The following is a 16,740-nucleotide window of genomic DNA, read 5'->3' on the forward strand; positions in this document are numbered from 1 at the left end:
TATTGTTAGGATTAACACAATAGGAGACATAACCCCAACCCATATTTTACTTTATTTATCCATAATATGTATTGAGAAAGAATGTAAATTCGAATCCTTTCCGTCCCCCAACTATTGATCGTTTTTTTCACCTATTATAATTAGTTATTTAGAATTTCATAATAAAAAACTGTAAAAAAAATAACGAGTCCCTTAACGTACAGGAAGCGGTTGAAAAATATGTCTAAACGCACAATTTTCTTTTTTTTTGATATGGTGATCCCATCGCCATCAACCTAAGGTTTTAATTATCCCCATGACGAAAATTTCAACTTTTTACAATTATTCATGAGAATTCGGCTCAATTCTTTCGTTATGGACAACAATCAATTTCTTAAGTTGATGGTGATGGGGATTTTCCTATTTTTAAATAAATCGGGCTGATATTTTAAAAAAAAGAAAAAACTTACGTGAAATTAAAGTTATATAATCTTGGATTGATGGGTATCTAAAAGCAAAAATACTCAAGATCAAACAGGTCAATAATGTGCTATAATCTCATGTGTTGAGGTATCGATTGAAAAAAGATATCAGGCACATTAAATTAGAAAAGGAGAAGGAAGGATATGCCACTTATTGTTGACAGAGAACAGGTACGGCAGGAAATACTGCATGCACTTCAGCAATGTTTAGAGGAAAAGCCTCTTCTAAAGGTTTCTATGCGAGATATCGCAGCAAAGGCCAAAATCGCTCATTCAAAAATCAACTATTATTTTAATACAAAAGAGAAACTTCTACTGGCTTATATCGAATTTTTTGCTATTTCATATAAAACGGAGATTGAGCATTGGTACATAAAGTATAAACAAAATAACGCCAATCTCAACGAAAGTTCACAAACGATAGTAAAACATTTCATCAAAGATATGGTTTTGATAAGTCATCAAAAACAATCGTGGGCCTTCACGCAAATAAGCACTATGGGTCAATACAATACGGAAATAAGGTCTGCAATCAAAAATGTTTATAACGATTGGAGAGAGTCCATCAAACGTGTTTTGGAAGAGATTTATCGAGGCGAGGATGACCACATGGTATATAAGGCAGAAGCAGTTTTAATCATTATCGATGGGCTTCTTATTTATTCACTTCACGAAAAGATAGATGAGTCAAGAATAGACGCTGTGCTAGCAAATATTGCGCTGTGATTTTTTTGATTGTTCAAAAAACATTGACGAAACTTGATATGAGTAATATGATTTATTTAGTCCAATTGGACTAAATAAATCATATTGGAGGTCGCTTATGTCAAAAATTACTGTAGTTGGTTGTGGTGTTATGGGAAGCGCTCTGATTCGCGCGTTTATGAAAGCAGGTCATACTATTACCATTGTCGATAAAAATCCCACGGCAGCCAAGCCATTTGTAGCTGAAGGAGCTACGTTCAAATTATCATTGGATGACGCTCTAGATTGCGATTTCGTTCTGTTAAACTTACCAGATTATAAGATAGCAATGCAGGTTATTGAACAATGCAAATCGAAAGCTATCAAAGGGAAAATCATTGTAAACACTACTACAACAACCCCAACTCAAGCCCAAATTTTTGAGCAAATGATTAAAGACAGAGGCGCTATCGCCCTTGAAAGTGTGATTATTTGTTATCCTCACGATATTGGTACACATCGCGCATATCTTGTATATTCTGGCCCCAAGGAGGCTTTTGACCAAATTGAAGATCAACTTTTGGCACTTTCTTCGCCACATTTTGTTGGGACAGACATTCGCTTTGCAGAAATAATTGAGATGAGCACGTCAGCTCTGCAATTCGGTCTTTATTGGTTTGCCCTGCTAGGTTCAGCGCTTTGTATACGAAACAAATTACCTATCTCCGAGTATTGCAAACATATTAAGGCAGCACTTCCAGTGGTGGGTCACCAACTGGTTACCCACTTGCCTGATAATCTAGAAAACTACACTGGCAAATTCCAAGATGCTACCGTCGCATCCTTGGATGTTCATACGCATGGACTCCAAACGATAATGAAAACATTAGAGGATAATAACATTGATACCCGTGTATGTGAAGTTATGGAAAATCAGATGAAAGCAGCTATTGATGCAGGATATGGAAAATGTGATTTTGAAGCAGCAATTACTCAATTATTGAAATAAAGAATCTTCTTTAATCATCCTTGATCTTACATACATGATACAACCTGAGACTAAAAATAATATACTAACTACTGTATAATAATTGATTAATTGCAGTGATACCTACTATCAAAAAGTTAACTGAATAGGTGATGATTTATAATTTAGAGATGATTGTGTTATAATCTCGCCAAATTGCTATTAATCTAAAGAAATTAAATTACCCTCCAATGAAAAATACGCTATTCTTTCTGTAGAATCATAGGAAAGGATGGCGTTTTTTTATGTCTATTTCTATATCTGATGAATTACAATTATTTGCTCAAGAAATTCAAAGGTTTTTATCTCCAAATGCCTTACAGAATCTTGCTAGAGATGTTGGATTTGTTCAGCGACTGAGTAGTGTGTGGATGAGCCAAAAGGTTGCTACGACTTCTTTAACTCAGCTATCTAGCTGTTTAGAATCATCAACTGAAGTGCTTATCAGTCCTGAGGGACTGAATCAACGATTTAATCAGGAAGCTGTTCACTTTTTACAACAGCTATTAGCCAAACTACTAAACCAAAAATTAGCTTCATCTATGCCGATTTCTTCTCCGTATACATCTATTTTTAAACGTATTCGTATTTTAGATTCAACTGCATTTCAACTCCCAGATCCTTTTTCATCTGTTTATCCGGGTGCAGGAGGATGCAGTCATACAGCGGGGGTGAAGATTCAGCTTGAGTATGATTTATTAAGTGGACAATTCCTTCATATTCATACAGGGCCAGGTAAACAACATGATCGAACCTACGGTTCCCAGTGTGTCCCAACTGTAACAGCGAATGATTTATGTATCCGAGATTTAGGCTATTTTCATTTGAAGGATTTTCAACATATACAAGATAAAAAAGCTTATTATATCTCACGTATCAAATCCAATACACGTATTTATCAAAAAAATCCTAATCCTGATTATTTTCAAGATGGCAGAATTAAGAAAGGTACAGAGTATATCCAGATAGATATGGAGGTTTTAATGAATTCTCTTCAGCCAGGACAAACATGCGAAATATCCAACGCTTATGTAGGAATGACTGATAAAGTCCCAACTCGTGTGATTGTTCACCGACTAACAAAAGAACAACAACAAAAACGATTACACGATCAAACTGTAAGAGAAAAAAAGAAAGGAATGAAGTATTCCGCTCGTAGTAAACGACTTAGTGGTATCAATATCTATAGGGGTATTCTTTACGTTGGCAAATCGAGATTTTATTTAAAACGTGGAAATCATTCTTTCATATTCATCATTGTAAAAAGATAAAACGAAAACGATTAGAATGCCATTTGTATGGACAACTGATTGCCATTCTACTCTGTTCTTCTACGATGTTTCAAATGCGACAATTACTTCTTATGAAAAAGAAACAAGAATTGAGTGAATATAAGGCTATCTATATGATTAAAGATTACTTTCTTCTTCTTTTCCAAGCTATACAAAAAGACACCCAAGAGCTATCAAAGATTCTAATTCGCCTGTTCAACCTCATACAGCAAAATGGGCGAAAATCTCATCGGTACGAAAAGAAAACAGTCTTTGATATATTAGGTGTCGTTTACAATTGTACCATGTCTGATAATCAAGCGGCTTAATTCAAAAAAATGAAACCCGTCAGGGTTTATTTCATATGCAAATCTTTAAATTCCTTACACAAAAAAAGAAATAACCTCTACTATAATTGACGTTATATTTTCTTAGCTTGATAGCGATGGGGTAACGTCACGAAAATACGGATTTACAACGTTTAGGAATTTTCAATACTAAAAAGCCCAACTTCACCGTTAATTAATAGAGAAATTGGGCTTTTTCATTATTCCATAAGCATTTTTAAGTTATATTTAAAAACCATGTTTTGACATTGTCTAGAGCATGGTTTTTATTTAAACAAATATAAATCTGCTAAGTTAATTTTTTAGTTCATCTATTTATTGAATTCATTAACTGGAAGAAGTATTTAGGTTTATGAGTCTTATTTAGATTATACCATGCATGTAATGTATCTGATGCAAATACATCTAATTTTTTCAGTACTTCCATCGCAAATTCCAGAGGAGCTATTCCTGATGCAGTAACTAAATTCGCATCAGATACCGCAGATCCCAACTCATAGAACTTTTCTCCTTTATAGTTAGGACATACCATTTTAGTGTATTCTAAATTATTACTTGTATGCTTTCTAGTATCTAAGTATCCCATATTTGCAAGGGCCTCAGTTGCACCACAAATTGCAGCAACAATAGTGCCAAGCTTTAAAGCTTGGCCAATTCTTTCCAAAATAGGTTGATGAATTTCTTCACTCCAAGTAGTCCCTCCTGGTAAAATTAAAAGATCTTTACTCTCAAGAGTACATTCATCAAGGGAAATATCTGGTTTTATGCTCAGTCCTCCCATAGTAGTAATCCTTTCTTTATTAGCTCCTACTGTAATTACTTTTAAAGGTACTAAATCTTTTTTGAAATATCTTCCTGAGTTTAGTTCAGCAATTAAATATCCATATTCCCAGTCCGACATTGTATTAAATACATATAGAAAAACTTTTTTTGTTTGCATCCAATAACACTCCAATCACAATTGATATAGCTATTATAATATAACTTCCCTGACAGTTAACGTCAGGGAAGTTATCATACTTGATGAAATTTTATTAATTCCGACAGAACTTCAATAAGTCTTTTCTTAAGACTTATTGGCTCAATAACTTTAATAGATTTATTGTATGGTAAAAGTAAATAAGGTACATATGTATGTATAATATCTTTTTCAAGAAGAAAAACTGCTTGATTTGAAGTCCGTTCTTGTAAATAATGCCCTAAAAACCAATGTTGGCAAATATCAGCCAATACACTTTTATCCCCATTAATAACCAAAGAAATAATCCCTTCCTTATCTTCTATAGTTGGAAGAAGATTTTTTATAAAAAAGTCACGTGCTGAAAAATTTTCTGGCCGGTTAAACTTATTTTCGGTTAGCATTAAACTTTCAATTCGATCTACTCTAAAACTACGGATATCATTCCTAAGATGACAAAATCCAATCACATACCACTTATTATTCCAATAGATAATTCTGTACGGATCGACCAATCTATAATTTAATTGCTTTTTGCCACTTTTATAGTAAAGAATTTTTACTGAGTACCCGTCAGTTACGGCCTGCTCCAATTCCTTCAAAAAATGTTCCATAGAGAGTGAACTAAATCGACTTATTACTTCTAGACTACTTAAATGTTGGTTTATCTTTGCTTCCTGCTCTTGATTTGAGTATTTACTTAGTTTTGAAATGGCCCTATTTAATGCTTTACCTCCATAATATCCGGCTTCTTCTGCAAAAACAGCAGCGTGAAATAGTGAAGTTTGCTCTTCAAAATCAAAAAAAAGAGGAGCCTCAATAAAATTGTTCAATAAAGTGTATCCACCGTTATGTCCTGGTTCTGAAATTATAGGTACACCACTTGTTGAAATTGTATCAATATAACGATACACAGTCCTTATATTCATCTCTAACTTTTCTGAAATTTGTTTCGCAGTAATTTTTTTACCTGAGCGAAGCATCCATAGAATCGCTAACATATTATCAATTTTAGGCATATAATTCCACCTCTATATGGAATTTATTTTCTATTATATATTTCTGACTTTTGGTATAACTCATCAACTGTTCCTTTCCGATAGCTTTCTATATAATGAGGCCCTAGACACATTTGTAATTTCACAAATTTGATTTACAGTCATATCTTCCTCTTTATAAAGCTTTACTGCATAATTCATTCCTGCATGATTTTTATGGTACTTCTTTAACCGGCCTTTAAACTTTCCTTCTTTCTTAGCCAGTTCAATCCCTTCACGCTGCCGCATACGGATAAGATCACGTTCTAATAGGTTTACACCCGCCATAAACGTAATTAAGAATTGGCTGTAGGGATTATCTTCTGATAAATCTAGCCATGTATCTTTTAAGGATTTTAATTATCATCTTTATTATAATATTTAGTAACAACAATAGCTTCAATTATTATAGCGATACACACAAACAAGAGAATTATTTTGCGTCTCAAAACAAACCTTCTTATTCATTTTATTCTTTTTTAAATTGAAAATTTAGACGTTCCGCTTGTTTGATTTCCTCAATTACTTTACGAATTCCTTCTTCAATCCTTTCTTCCTTTACATTCGATACGTTTAACTTTAATAACTTTTCTTTATGAAAATTATTTAAATAATTTCTATCAACTGAATCGATACTTACTTGATTTTCTCTTAATTTTTTTATAAATGTTTCTGTAACTATGTTTTTCTGTATTTCTAAACAAGTGTGTATTCCCAATGTGTTTTGTCTATTATATGTAAATAACGATGGATTTTCATTTTTCACTTTTTCTAATGTTTCTGCTAGTTTTTTTGATCTATTGTAGTAGGAAGAATTAATTTTACTTTTATGACGGTCAAACATGCCACTCTTTATATAAATTTCTAAAGCCGCTTGAGATATCATGGGACTATCAATATCTAAAACCTTTTTATATGTATGGAAAGCATTCGCAATAACTGGCGGAATAACTGCTACACCGACTCGTAAACCAGGAAAAATGATCTTCGAATAACTTTTCAAATATATGACATGATTACCATGATCCAAGCTATATAACGGATCTGCTTTTGAATCCGTTTCTAAATCCGCTAAATAATCATCTTCCACTATAAATACATTATATTTCTTAGCCAATAACACGATTTTTTCTTTCTCATATTTAGAGTAAGAAGTTCCAAGTGGATGATGATATCTTGGTATTGTATAAAAGAATTTTATTTTACCTGTTCGAAAAATACGTTCCAATTCATTTAAGTCAATGCCTTCATTCGTGCGTTTAATACCGATAACAGGAATTTTGTTTATTTCTAGATATTCAATATATAAATGATACGTTGGCTGTTCAATTAATATCGTTTCATTTCCATTTGGGAACGATATAGAAGTTAATATTGCAAGTGCCTGCTGTACACCTGACGTTATAAAAATATTTTCTTCTTTAGTGAACACTTGGTAATTTGCCAACTGTTTTTGAATAACCGGAATTAAAGACGGTAACCCTTTTGGTGTCCCATATACAAATAAGTCATTTTTATATGTATCAATGGCTTTATTAATACAATGTTGAAAATCTAAATATGGAAAAACATCTGGATCTGGTGCTGAGGAAGCAAAATCAATTATCTCTTCATTTTCTACAACCTCCCCTGATTTTCGAACAACGTAGTAGCCACTTTGAGGGACGGAATATATAATATGACGCTTTTCTAATTCATGAAGCGCACGTATAACTGTTGCCTTATTACATTCATATTGCGTAACGAGTGACCTTATAGACGGTAACTTCTTGCCTTCTTTTATCTCTCCATGTTGAATCATGTTTTCTATATCATTTAAAACATGTAAATACTTATACATTATTTCACTCCCTTATAGAAGCACTAAAAAGGATTCCTCACTCTCATAGGCTCATAATAAAGCGAAAGGAAATTCATCCCTTCTATCACTTTAAAGTTTAACATTATTTCACATTTCCTTCTCTTAACAAGGAAATTACAATTAATAAATAGAATATCTCTATGAATAAATAAAAAGTGAGGGATATGTCATGCAGCGCTTAAATACGATTGATATTAGTAACGTTCTAGAATTAGAAAATAATCTTTCTACTTTATTAAATGAAGTGATTTCTTCAAAACTAGAGCTTGAAAACTGGTTAAAGAAACAATCTACATTCATTTGGGAAATTGAAGAACAATTAAGATCGCACTATATCGCCTTTCAATGTAATACAGATAATAAAGAAATAAAAGATACTTTCGAATATGATCAACAATTTGTACGACCTCTTATGAAACGTTATCAAAATGCATTTGATACTAAATATTTAGAATCACCTTTTCGAATGGAACTTGATCCAAAAACGTATAGCTTACTAGATAAAAAAATAAAGAATGCGCAGACATTATTTTGTGAAAAGAACATTGATTTAGAAGTAAACGAAGACAAACTCGTAACCGCGTACTTCGAAATTACAGGTGGTTTAACTGCACTATGGGACGGTGAAGAAAAAACAATTACTGAACTACAGTCTTACTTACAAGATCCGAATCGTAATATACGAAAAAAAGCAAAAACGCTCATTTCTGAAAAGTTCTTATCTGTTGAAGATAAATTACAACATATATTAAATGAATTAATCGTAATCCGTCATGAAAAGGCAAAAAACATTCAATTACATAATTATCGTGATTATATGTTTAAAAAACATGAGCGTTTTGATTATACACCTGAAGATTGCTATGAGCTTGCTGAATCTATTCGTAAGCATGTAGTGCCACTTCAAAATAAAATATTGCTAGAGAAAAAAGAGAAACTAGGAGTGGATTCGCTTCGGTTGTGGGATGTATTAGCTGTAGCTCCCAATCAAAAAGCATTAAAACCTATCGAAGATGCGAGCGATTTAATTAAAAAAAGTTCTCTTATTTTACACAAACTAGCCCCTGAGTTTTCCGCATTACTGGATCGTATGCACAAAAATAATTGCTTAGATTTAGAAAGTCGTAAAGGAAAAGGGCCTGGAGGATTTTGCGAATATTTACCTGCTTCTCAATTATCTTTTATTTTTATGAATCTCAATCATACACATTATGATGTTACTACTTTCCTTCATGAAATGGGCCATAGTATTCATAATGATTGTATGAAGCAGTTAGAGCTTCAAAAACATTTAGAAATCCCTTCAGAATCAGCAGAACTCGCTAGCATGACTATGGAATTGTTTTCGATGGAGTATTGGGATACTTTTTATGAAAATAAAGAAGAATTTATAGAAGCAAAATTAGATTTCTTTAAAGATATTGTTAAGTATTTACCACAAATGCTTATCGTTGATCAATTCCAACATTGGATGTATGAAAATCCTAATCATACAGCTAAAGAAAGAAATGAAAAATATTTAGAATTACATAACACTTACCAATCGAATGTAGTAAATATTGAGGGTTATGAAAATTGGATGGCAACTGGCTGGCTACCCGTACTACACATATTCGAAATACCATTCTATTACATCGAATATGCAATCGCACAACTTGGTGCGCTGCAAATGTATAAACAATATAAAGAAAACCCTAAACAAGCAATAGAAAATTATAAAAAAGCATTATCGTTAGGTAGCTCTAAACCTTTAACTGAAGTATATGAAGCTGCTGGCATTCGTTTTGATTTTACAGGAGAAATGATTAAAGAACTAATGTTATTTGTAGAGAGTGAATTAGAGTTACTCGAACAATTGTAAGACGGAAGCTGTTCCTATATATTAGGTTCAGCTTTCTTCTTTATTTTATTTATTAGTTCTATGTACTGAGAATCACCATATCCGATTGTCGGAAAGAGTTTAAACAACTTTGTTAATAATTCTCGAGTTGATAAATCTTTATTTTTGGAGATGAATTTCACTACGCTATTATCTTCTTTTAACATGTTTAAATATAAATCTATAGCTTGATACATTACAGGTGGTACTTTATGAGATGTTTTTTTATGATGTACTACTACTTCATTGTATATATAAGAATAATTTCCTATTTCCAGTTTATGTTGACTTACTTTAAATTCATCTTCTCTAAAACTATTTAAGTATACTTTCCCTTCATAACAAGACTGTTCCAGGTATGAAAGTATAGTAAGTAGATTCATTTGGCAAAACATATCTTCACCAAACCATAAAACAATGTATTTATACTTTTTCGTAAAAAGATTTTTTAACGGATCTATGACCTTTTTCGTATAACTTTCTACTGAACTGTTATGACCTTCTGCTCTTATTTTAATAAACTCTTCATCAAAGACTTGTGCAGTAGCCCTATTTACACACATTGCCTCATTAAACGGGGCATAATCAGACTCACCCATTAGCTTCTCCGTTTTAAATTCTTCATACATCATTTGACCATTCAATATGTTAAGTACATCTTTATCAAACAACTCATTATTATTGCTACGTAACTGCTCAACCTCTAATTTTCTAGAAATATTCATTTTGAACTCCTCTTTTTTATTTATATTGAGTTTAACAAAGGATTGAATTGGCATTTTGTTAAGTTGGTATTCTTTTGGATTCATTCCAAAAACATTTTTGAAAGCTCTACTATAAGCCTCTTGCGAAGAATAATCATAATCCAATGCAATATCTATTATCTTTCTATCATTCTTCAAATCCTCCGTAGATAGATACAGTCTTCTTAAAAGAATATAGCGCCTAATACTAATGCCTGTTACTTGGCGAAATTTAAAGGAACAATAATAAGGAGAGTACCCCATATAACGGGATAATTCAACTAATGAAAATTCATTTTTAAAATTGATCTCAATCCAATCAATCATCTGCTGTATATGTTCATTCATTTCCTTCACCCCTTATTTATAAGTATAAAAGAGATTCGTTTCTTTCTTTTGATATTTTTTGTGTTTTATAACATGAGCCATTCTCTAAGATCTTTAAAATTTATATGAAAGTATTAATTTTATTTTTTTAGCTATCTTATTTTTTCATACATTCTATTAACTTTTCAATTTAGCGTTAATTAGTATGATGGATACACCTTACCACTTTTTAAAAGTCAATTTACATCATATTTTATTTTAAAGGATTTCAAATATTAAACACGAATTTTGTAAATTAAGATTCTTTTAGTTCTCTAGTTAAAAAATATAAGTTTGGAAAGGACGCTACAATGAACGAGCTAGAAAAAGAAATACTTCAATTAATAAATGAACAATATTCGTTAAATTTTATTAACATTAAACCCATAACGAATGAAATGTATCAATGTCTTACAGAACTAGGTACTTACTTCATTAGAATTACAAACTACAAAACGTATGAAGAACAGTTAGAAGAAGTTACATATACGAACTTTTTATATCAAAACGGTTTAGCAGTTCCTCCAATAATACCTTCTCTTAATGGGAATTTAGTAGAAAAGTTAACATTAGACAAGGAGATTTTTGCTGTATTATATAAAGCTGCTCCTGGTATACATCTACCAAGGCGCGAATGGAATTCTAATATATTTAAAAAGCTTGGTAAACAAATTGGAAAATTACATCGTATTTCTAAAAGCTTTGAATAGACTAAACCGGTTAAGCATATAAACGACTGGTATGAGAATGAAGAATATAATTTTCTTAAGTATATCCCTAAAGAAGAAACTACTATAAGAGAAATTGCATCTAACGTTTTAACTTCTATAAATGAGTTGCAAAAATCCACTTCAAATTACGGCTTAATTCACAGAGATTTATGGTTAGAAAATATTTTAGTTGAAAACAATTCAAACATAACAATGATTGATTTTCAAGATTGCGAAAAACATTTTTACATATTCGATTTAGCAGTTCCTATTTATAGTGCGATAGAATATTCATTTGCTGGAAATGGGAATATCATTGACTATGAGCGTTCTATTACGAAAGCACTATTTGAAGGGTATCAAGAGGAAAATGAACTCCCTAAAGAGATGATAGACAAGTTTCCATTGTTTATAAAATTAAAGGAGATTTTTGAATATAGCTTAATACATATGTATTGGAATAAAGAAGAATTAACTGAGGAACAAGTACGGATAATGAATCTTTATAGGATGAAGATTGAAACTAAATATACCTATATCAATATTTAAAAATGCTGTTGTTTAACTACAAAGAAACTTTAGTTAAACAACAGCATTTTAGCTACTAGACAACATTTGTTTTATTACTTATAAATACTGATTCAATAATCTGTTTAAATACACTTCATTTTGCGGAGATACTTTCTCAGAAAATCTAGCTACAATAATAATAGGAGCCCATTGAAAGATCTCATCTCTTGTTAGATCGGTATTACTGCAATATATTTGTAAATACATTTCCGCTAATTCTATATGAGACTGTGCATACAATAAATATGTACGAAACACATCTGCACGAATATCACCTGAACTGGCATCTACCCAGTCTATAATTTTCACTTTCTCTTCCTTACTCAAAATTAGATTAAATGGATGGAAATCCCCATGGCATAATCTAGGTTCAAATTTTATTAAATGTAACTTATTCAATATATTTTCTTTTTGTTTTTCATCTAATTTATGAACAGATTTAATTTGACGCTCTAACCTTTCTCTCATTGGTTCCATTTCATCTATATTCACACGTATAGCATGAATCTTTTTTTGTTCATTAACACAAATACTAATGTAATGCTCTGCTTCATTTAGATTATTAAGCAGGAGGTCACCAATACTGTCGCCTTTTACGTATTCCATAATAATAGCCTGTCTATTTTGTATCTTTGTTACTTCAAATACGTTTGGAACTGGTAGCCCACATGAATAAGCGTATTTTTGTTTTTTTGCTTCATTCATAGACTCTGTATCTGGAAGATATTCGTTGAATAATTTAATAACTTTATTTTCATAAAGATATATCTTCGCTGTATTTCCTTTAGCTATTGGCTCACCTAAATTCAAGTTTCCCCCTCCTTAAACCATGTAGTATTCTACAACCTTATTTTAAATCCACTTCAATGTTAGAATATCCTTCTATTCATATAAACCCTATCATTACAAAAACATCTGAAATGAAAAAGAGAAAAATACGTATTGAAAACAGCTCTATAATTATAAGGCGACTTTAATGATGTTGATAATTTTTTGTTTCGTTTGACTTAAATAATTTTTATTTTTAGTAGAAATGAGTATACCAATTGGAATTTTAGAATTAAAATCATTAATCTTAAAAGATAGTACTTCATCATTCAAAATTGTACCTTTCGGGATAATCCCTATAGCATTTCCAAAAAGCATTTGTGGAATGAGGTTTAATGCACTACAATTGTAAATTCTTTTAAAAGACAAATTATTTTCCAACAAGAAAGAACTTACAGATTGATAGGAATAACAATTACTTTCACCTACAATAACGGGATAATCTATAATATCAAATGCCTCAACAAATTCTTTTTGTAATAAAGGATGCTCTGGATCATTCACTATAAATTCAATCTGTTCATCACATATTGCAATAAATTTTACATTTGATATATTTTCATTATTGCCACATACCGCAAAATCAATCTTATTATGATCTATCATTTCTGATAAAAGTGCTGTATTTCCTACTACAAAATCACAATGTATATATGGTTTTTCATCATTTAAAAACTTTAATATTATCGGTATTAACCTTTTAGCAACTGATTCTAATAGACCTATTCTCAAATTGCCTTTCTCTTCATTACTAATTCGTTGAGCTTGAGAAATGGAATATTCCCAATGCGTTAATAAATTTTCTACTTCTTCTGCAAAAAGTTTCCCTTCTTCTGTTAATCTTGCATCCCATCCTCTTTCAAACAAAAGAAAACCAATTTCATTTTCCAGCTTTTTTATATGTGTAGTAACTGTTGATTGTGCATAGTTTAATTGTTTAGCAGCTTGTGAAAACGTTCCTTCTTCAATAATTTTTTTAAATGTAAGTAATTCTTTCATTTCCATTTCGAACACCATCTTCATCGGTTTTATTGATAATAAATTAATATATTTTCAATTATACAAATGGAAGTATTGGAAGTAAAATGAAATCAAAAGAAAAGGAGTGCTATATTATGCCATTTGTCACTGTTTATCATCCTGAAAAATTATTCGATAATACGTTGTTAAAAAATGTAAGCAATCAAATTCACCATTCGTTAATTGAGCATTTCAACATTCCCGAAAATGATTATTTTCAAATGTTTTTACCTTATCCTTCTCATCAACTTTTTTATGATTCATCTTATCTTTTAGAAGGATCAATAAAACGATCCAACAATATGATTTATGTTTCTATTACGTGTGGGCCAGGAAGAACAATTAATCAAAAAAAGGATTTATATAAAGCGATAGCCACTAGTACAGCTAATATTCTACAAATCTCTACTGCTGATGTTTTTATTACACTACACGAGACACCTATAGAGAATTGGTCATTCGGTCAAGGTATAGCTCAAATGTTAAATCAGCATAATAACTAGGCTTTATTTTCCTCAAAAAAATAAACTTACCACCTTCTATAACTATATAGAAAGCGGTAAGTTTATTTTACTAGGAATATCGGAAGGAAACTTTGGTGTATGCGAGATAGTAAATGAATATCCCTGTTGAATAAATGATACTTCATTATGTTTACATTCATATGGAACACTATTTTTCTTCAAATTATTTTGTATGCGCTGTAAAAATGCTTGATCTGGTGTTCCGAAAGTAACGTGTACTTTCGGTGGTAAAGCTTTCATCGTAATTGGAATCCAAGGTCGCTGCCACCACGTTGCGACGACATAGGCAGTTCCACCTATAACAAAGTTGAAAATATCCCCATCTTCCATTGTTTTCATATCTAGATTTAATTTCAACCATTCCGTAAAAACAGGTACACTTTTAACGGGAAGACCGATTTCTCTTACATATAAAATGTTTAATGGTGAATGCGGTACTAATACATCTTCTTTAACATAACTATGCGCGATAATCTCGAGAAGATTTCCATCACCATCTCTGAAATATAAGTTGAATCGGCCGCTCTCTTCATCAATTGTATGACCATCTTTCCATTTCACAATGAGTAATCCAGACTCTTCAAGCCATCTTGCAGTTTCATGAAATTTTGAATATGGAATCTCAAAAGCGAAATGCGCAGGTGCAATTGGTTCATACACTTCTTGAAAGCTAATTGTTGTGTATGGCGTTACTTCAAATTGAATAAATGATGCTGTTTCTTTTTTTATTGGAAAAGATAATATGTCCCTATAAACTTGTTTTACCCCTTCTATAGAAACGGTTTGTAGCTTTATATCAGAAATATGTGTAATCATTTTACATCCCCCTATTTCATACTATCTATTCGTATTGTATTACACTTATAAATAGATAAAATCAAACGGAAGGATGGATTTTTTATATAAAAACTACAACTTTAGTATGAATATATTAGCTCCAAAAGTCTTTTTGTTTAATACTCACCATCAATAAGGGTGCATTTTTAAGTTTTTTTGCTAATTTAGAAACTGCTGAAGTAATACAGGATCCTCTTTTAAAAGTTCTGCTAAAAACATAAGTTGTGGGAAAGGTTGTAAAATTAACTCTTTATTCATTTTTTCTTTTAATATAGCAATTCCGCCTTGATTTATATAATCATTTAATGTTATTTTCCCAGTGCAAATTAGTTCAATATGATTCAATGAAAGTAACAGTAATCCATTCGTTTCAGAAGATGGTTTAGGTGGAATCTTTGAATAGGCAACATACATGATAGATAAACTTTCATCTGGACTATCAATAATTAATATTGGATTGACTTCATTTTCAACTTTTATTTTCTTAGATTGTGCACTCCAATTCTCTTTATAATATGTAGTTGGTGAATTCAATATAGTAATATTGATAGAAGCTTCTTCTTTCACTTCTCTTTTAGCGGTTTCTACTGCTGTTTCATCCGCTTCTTTATGTCCTCCAAGTCTTACTACACCTAACGTATCACCTTTACTCGTTGGGCCAACTTGAAAAACAAATAAATTCTTATACATTACATATGCACCAGATGTTCGTACATTCTTATCTATATGTATCAATATTTTTCCTCCTAAATTAACCATCTCACAAATCAGTTTACTATAATTATATTATGTTTATAAACTCTCTTCAATCCAACACACGGCATCAATTAAATTTTCCGCTATTTAATTTGGCACCGTTTCTATCCACGAATTTCTATACTTTGTTAATGAGCTTTCTCCCCATCCTGTTCGTACCAAAATCCTTTTCATATTCGCCCTTTCAGCTGAAATTATATCCGTACTCCCTGTATCGCCAATAAGAAAACAGTCTTTTAAACATAGAACATGTTCTTTCACAGCTTTTATAAGTAAACCTATATTCGTTTTTTACAGTCGCAACTTGTCTTGATATTTATGGATATATTTATAAAGAAAAAAGGCATATAAATAATGCCTTTTTTCTTTATCCTCACTTAAATGGAAAACAGACTTCTGTAACCCACTTACTAGGATCCGATTCCATCGCTGGGCTCACATGATAAATATTAAACATTGGTCCTGCTAATTCGTAACCTTCTGTCTCAATCCATTTTGCGGCTGCTTCATTTACGTTTGTCATTTGTTTATAACTTCCGCTTACTGTTATAGAAGCTACTTTGATTGGCTCTATTTTTTGAAAATAAACATCTTTTGTATTTTCATGCTTTCCTAAGATATTTAGCTGTATTTCTACATCTACATCATTTTCTTTGTATTCTTGATCATGGAAGACAGCGATACTATAACTCGGATGGGCCATACTAATATTTTTAATATGAATTTCTCGCATCAATATACTCCATAAATCGCCTTCACAATTATACGATGAAATAATCTTTCTAACACTAGCTACATTTCTTTCTGGAATTTCTTTTATTGAAACGTGGTAATCATAGGATAAATTTAACAGAAATATAT

14 protein-coding genes and 3 pseudogenes are annotated in these 16,740 nt (G+C 31.4%); 6 read left to right on the plus strand and 11 right to left on the minus strand.

Annotation, left to right across the window (positions count from 1 at the left end; genetic code table 11):
- The first annotated feature begins 605 nt into the window (after positions 1-605).
- The 3 genes and pseudogenes from DM800_RS28955 (at position 606) to DM800_RS28965 (ending at position 3,772) form a co-directional block, all read left to right on the plus strand.
- Positions 606-1,187: a TetR/AcrR family transcriptional regulator gene (locus DM800_RS28955; RefSeq protein ID WP_147788219.1), complete on the plus strand. Its 582-nt coding sequence runs from the start codon at positions 606-608 to the stop codon at positions 1,185-1,187.
- A gap of 97 nt (positions 1,188-1,284) precedes the next feature.
- Positions 1,285-2,154: an NAD(P)-binding domain-containing protein gene (locus DM800_RS28960; RefSeq protein ID WP_147788220.1), complete on the plus strand. Its 870-nt coding sequence runs from the start codon at positions 1,285-1,287 to the stop codon at positions 2,152-2,154.
- 263 nt (positions 2,155-2,417) lie between these two features.
- A pseudogene (locus DM800_RS28965) lies at positions 2,418-3,772 on the plus strand (IS4 family transposase).
- Between the two features lie 325 nt (positions 3,773-4,097).
- Here the strand turns inward: DM800_RS28965 and DM800_RS28970 are convergent.
- From DM800_RS28970 to DM800_RS28985, 4 genes and pseudogenes are all read right to left on the minus strand, one after another.
- Entirely contained in the window at positions 4,098-4,730 is a 633-nt protein-coding gene (locus DM800_RS28970) for a type 1 glutamine amidotransferase family protein (protein WP_147788221.1), read from the minus strand.
- A 74-nt stretch (positions 4,731-4,804) separates the two neighbouring features.
- Positions 4,805-5,767, minus strand: a complete 963-nt coding sequence (locus DM800_RS28975) for a helix-turn-helix transcriptional regulator (protein WP_147788222.1) — start codon at positions 5,765-5,767, stop codon at positions 4,805-4,807.
- A 63-nt stretch (positions 5,768-5,830) separates the two neighbouring features.
- A pseudogene (locus DM800_RS28980) lies at positions 5,831-6,145 on the minus strand (helix-turn-helix domain-containing protein); the annotation flags it as partial.
- Positions 6,146-6,254: 109 nt separating this feature from the next.
- Positions 6,255-7,625 carry an aminotransferase-like domain-containing protein gene (locus DM800_RS28985; RefSeq protein WP_147788223.1) on the minus strand — a complete coding sequence of 457 codons (1,371 nt, stop codon included), beginning with the start codon at positions 7,623-7,625 and terminating at the stop codon, positions 6,255-6,257.
- A gap of 190 nt (positions 7,626-7,815) precedes the next feature.
- Here DM800_RS28985 and DM800_RS28990 point away from each other — a divergent pair, with 190 nt between their 5' ends.
- Positions 7,816-9,507: a M3 family oligoendopeptidase gene (locus tag DM800_RS28990; protein WP_147788224.1), complete on the plus strand. Its 1,692-nt coding sequence runs from the start codon at positions 7,816-7,818 to the stop codon at positions 9,505-9,507.
- A 14-nt stretch (positions 9,508-9,521) separates the two neighbouring features.
- On the opposite strand, the gene DM800_RS28995 is transcribed toward DM800_RS28990, so the two are convergent.
- Positions 9,522-10,616 carry a helix-turn-helix domain-containing protein gene (locus DM800_RS28995; protein ID WP_147788225.1) on the minus strand — a complete coding sequence of 365 codons (1,095 nt, stop codon included), beginning with the start codon at positions 10,614-10,616 and terminating at the stop codon, positions 9,522-9,524.
- A gap of 329 nt (positions 10,617-10,945) precedes the next feature.
- Between DM800_RS28995 and DM800_RS29000 the strand changes: the two are divergent.
- Positions 10,946-11,893 (plus strand): annotated as a pseudogene (locus DM800_RS29000) (phosphotransferase enzyme family protein).
- A gap of 78 nt (positions 11,894-11,971) precedes the next feature.
- Here DM800_RS29000 and DM800_RS29005 read toward each other — a convergent pair.
- Both DM800_RS29005 and DM800_RS29010 read right to left on the minus strand, forming a co-directional pair.
- Entirely contained in the window at positions 11,972-12,724 is a 753-nt protein-coding gene (locus tag DM800_RS29005) for an aminoglycoside phosphotransferase family protein (protein WP_147788226.1), read from the minus strand.
- Between the two features lie 150 nt (positions 12,725-12,874).
- Positions 12,875-13,747, minus strand: coding sequence for a LysR family transcriptional regulator (locus DM800_RS29010; RefSeq protein WP_147788227.1), 873 nt, complete (start codon positions 13,745-13,747; stop codon positions 12,875-12,877).
- A 110-nt stretch (positions 13,748-13,857) separates the two neighbouring features.
- On the opposite strand from DM800_RS29010, the gene DM800_RS29015 reads away from it, so the two are divergent.
- A complete protein-coding gene (locus tag DM800_RS29015; protein WP_098953942.1) occupies positions 13,858-14,265 on the plus strand; it encodes a tautomerase family protein in 408 nt (135 codons plus the stop codon).
- Positions 14,266-14,307: 42 nt separating this feature from the next.
- Here the strand turns inward: DM800_RS29015 and DM800_RS29020 are convergent, their stop codons facing one another.
- The 4 genes from DM800_RS29020 to DM800_RS29035 form a co-directional block, all read right to left on the minus strand.
- Positions 14,308-15,102: a VOC family protein gene (locus tag DM800_RS29020; RefSeq protein WP_147788228.1), complete on the minus strand. Its 795-nt coding sequence runs from the start codon at positions 15,100-15,102 to the stop codon at positions 14,308-14,310.
- Between the two features lie 180 nt (positions 15,103-15,282).
- Complete coding sequence (locus tag DM800_RS29025; RefSeq protein ID WP_147788229.1) at positions 15,283-15,858, minus strand: NUDIX hydrolase; 576 nt, start codon at positions 15,856-15,858, stop codon at positions 15,283-15,285.
- Positions 15,859-15,966: 108 nt separating this feature from the next.
- Entirely contained in the window at positions 15,967-16,140 is a 174-nt protein-coding gene (locus tag DM800_RS29030; protein ID WP_255447125.1) for an HAD hydrolase-like protein, read from the minus strand.
- A gap of 112 nt (positions 16,141-16,252) precedes the next feature.
- Positions 16,253-16,740 (minus strand): GyrI-like domain-containing protein (locus DM800_RS29035; RefSeq protein ID WP_147788230.1); only part of this gene is annotated, 488 nt, incomplete at its 5' end.

It is taken from the genome of Bacillus sp. AY18-3 (assembly GCF_008042305.1).
Taxonomy (GTDB): Bacteria; Bacillota; Bacilli; order Bacillales; family Bacillaceae_G; genus Bacillus_A; species Bacillus_A wiedmannii.

Coding starts and splice junctions, on each gene's coding strand:
- DM800_RS28955 (WP_147788219.1), top strand. CDS start 606: ATGCCACTTATTGTTGACAGAGAACAGGTACGGCAGGAAATACTGCAT.
- DM800_RS28960 (WP_147788220.1), top strand. CDS start 1,285: ATGTCAAAAATTACTGTAGTTGGTTGTGGTGTTATGGGAAGCGCTCTG.
- DM800_RS28970 (WP_147788221.1), bottom strand. CDS start 4,730: ATGCAAACAAAAAAAGTTTTTCTATATGTATTTAATACAATGTCGGAC.
- DM800_RS28975 (WP_147788222.1), bottom strand. CDS start 5,767: ATGCCTAAAATTGATAATATGTTAGCGATTCTATGGATGCTTCGCTCA.
- DM800_RS28985 (WP_147788223.1), bottom strand. CDS start 7,625: ATGTATAAGTATTTACATGTTTTAAATGATATAGAAAACATGATTCAA.
- DM800_RS28990 (WP_147788224.1), top strand. CDS start 7,816: ATGCAGCGCTTAAATACGATTGATATTAGTAACGTTCTAGAATTAGAA.
- DM800_RS28995 (WP_147788225.1), bottom strand. CDS start 10,616: ATGAATGAACATATACAGCAGATGATTGATTGGATTGAGATCAATTTT.
- DM800_RS29010 (WP_147788227.1), bottom strand. CDS start 13,747: ATGGAAATGAAAGAATTACTTACATTTAAAAAAATTATTGAAGAAGGA.
- DM800_RS29015 (WP_098953942.1), top strand. CDS start 13,858: ATGCCATTTGTCACTGTTTATCATCCTGAAAAATTATTCGATAATACG.
- DM800_RS29020 (WP_147788228.1), bottom strand. CDS start 15,102: ATGATTACACATATTTCTGATATAAAGCTACAAACCGTTTCTATAGAA.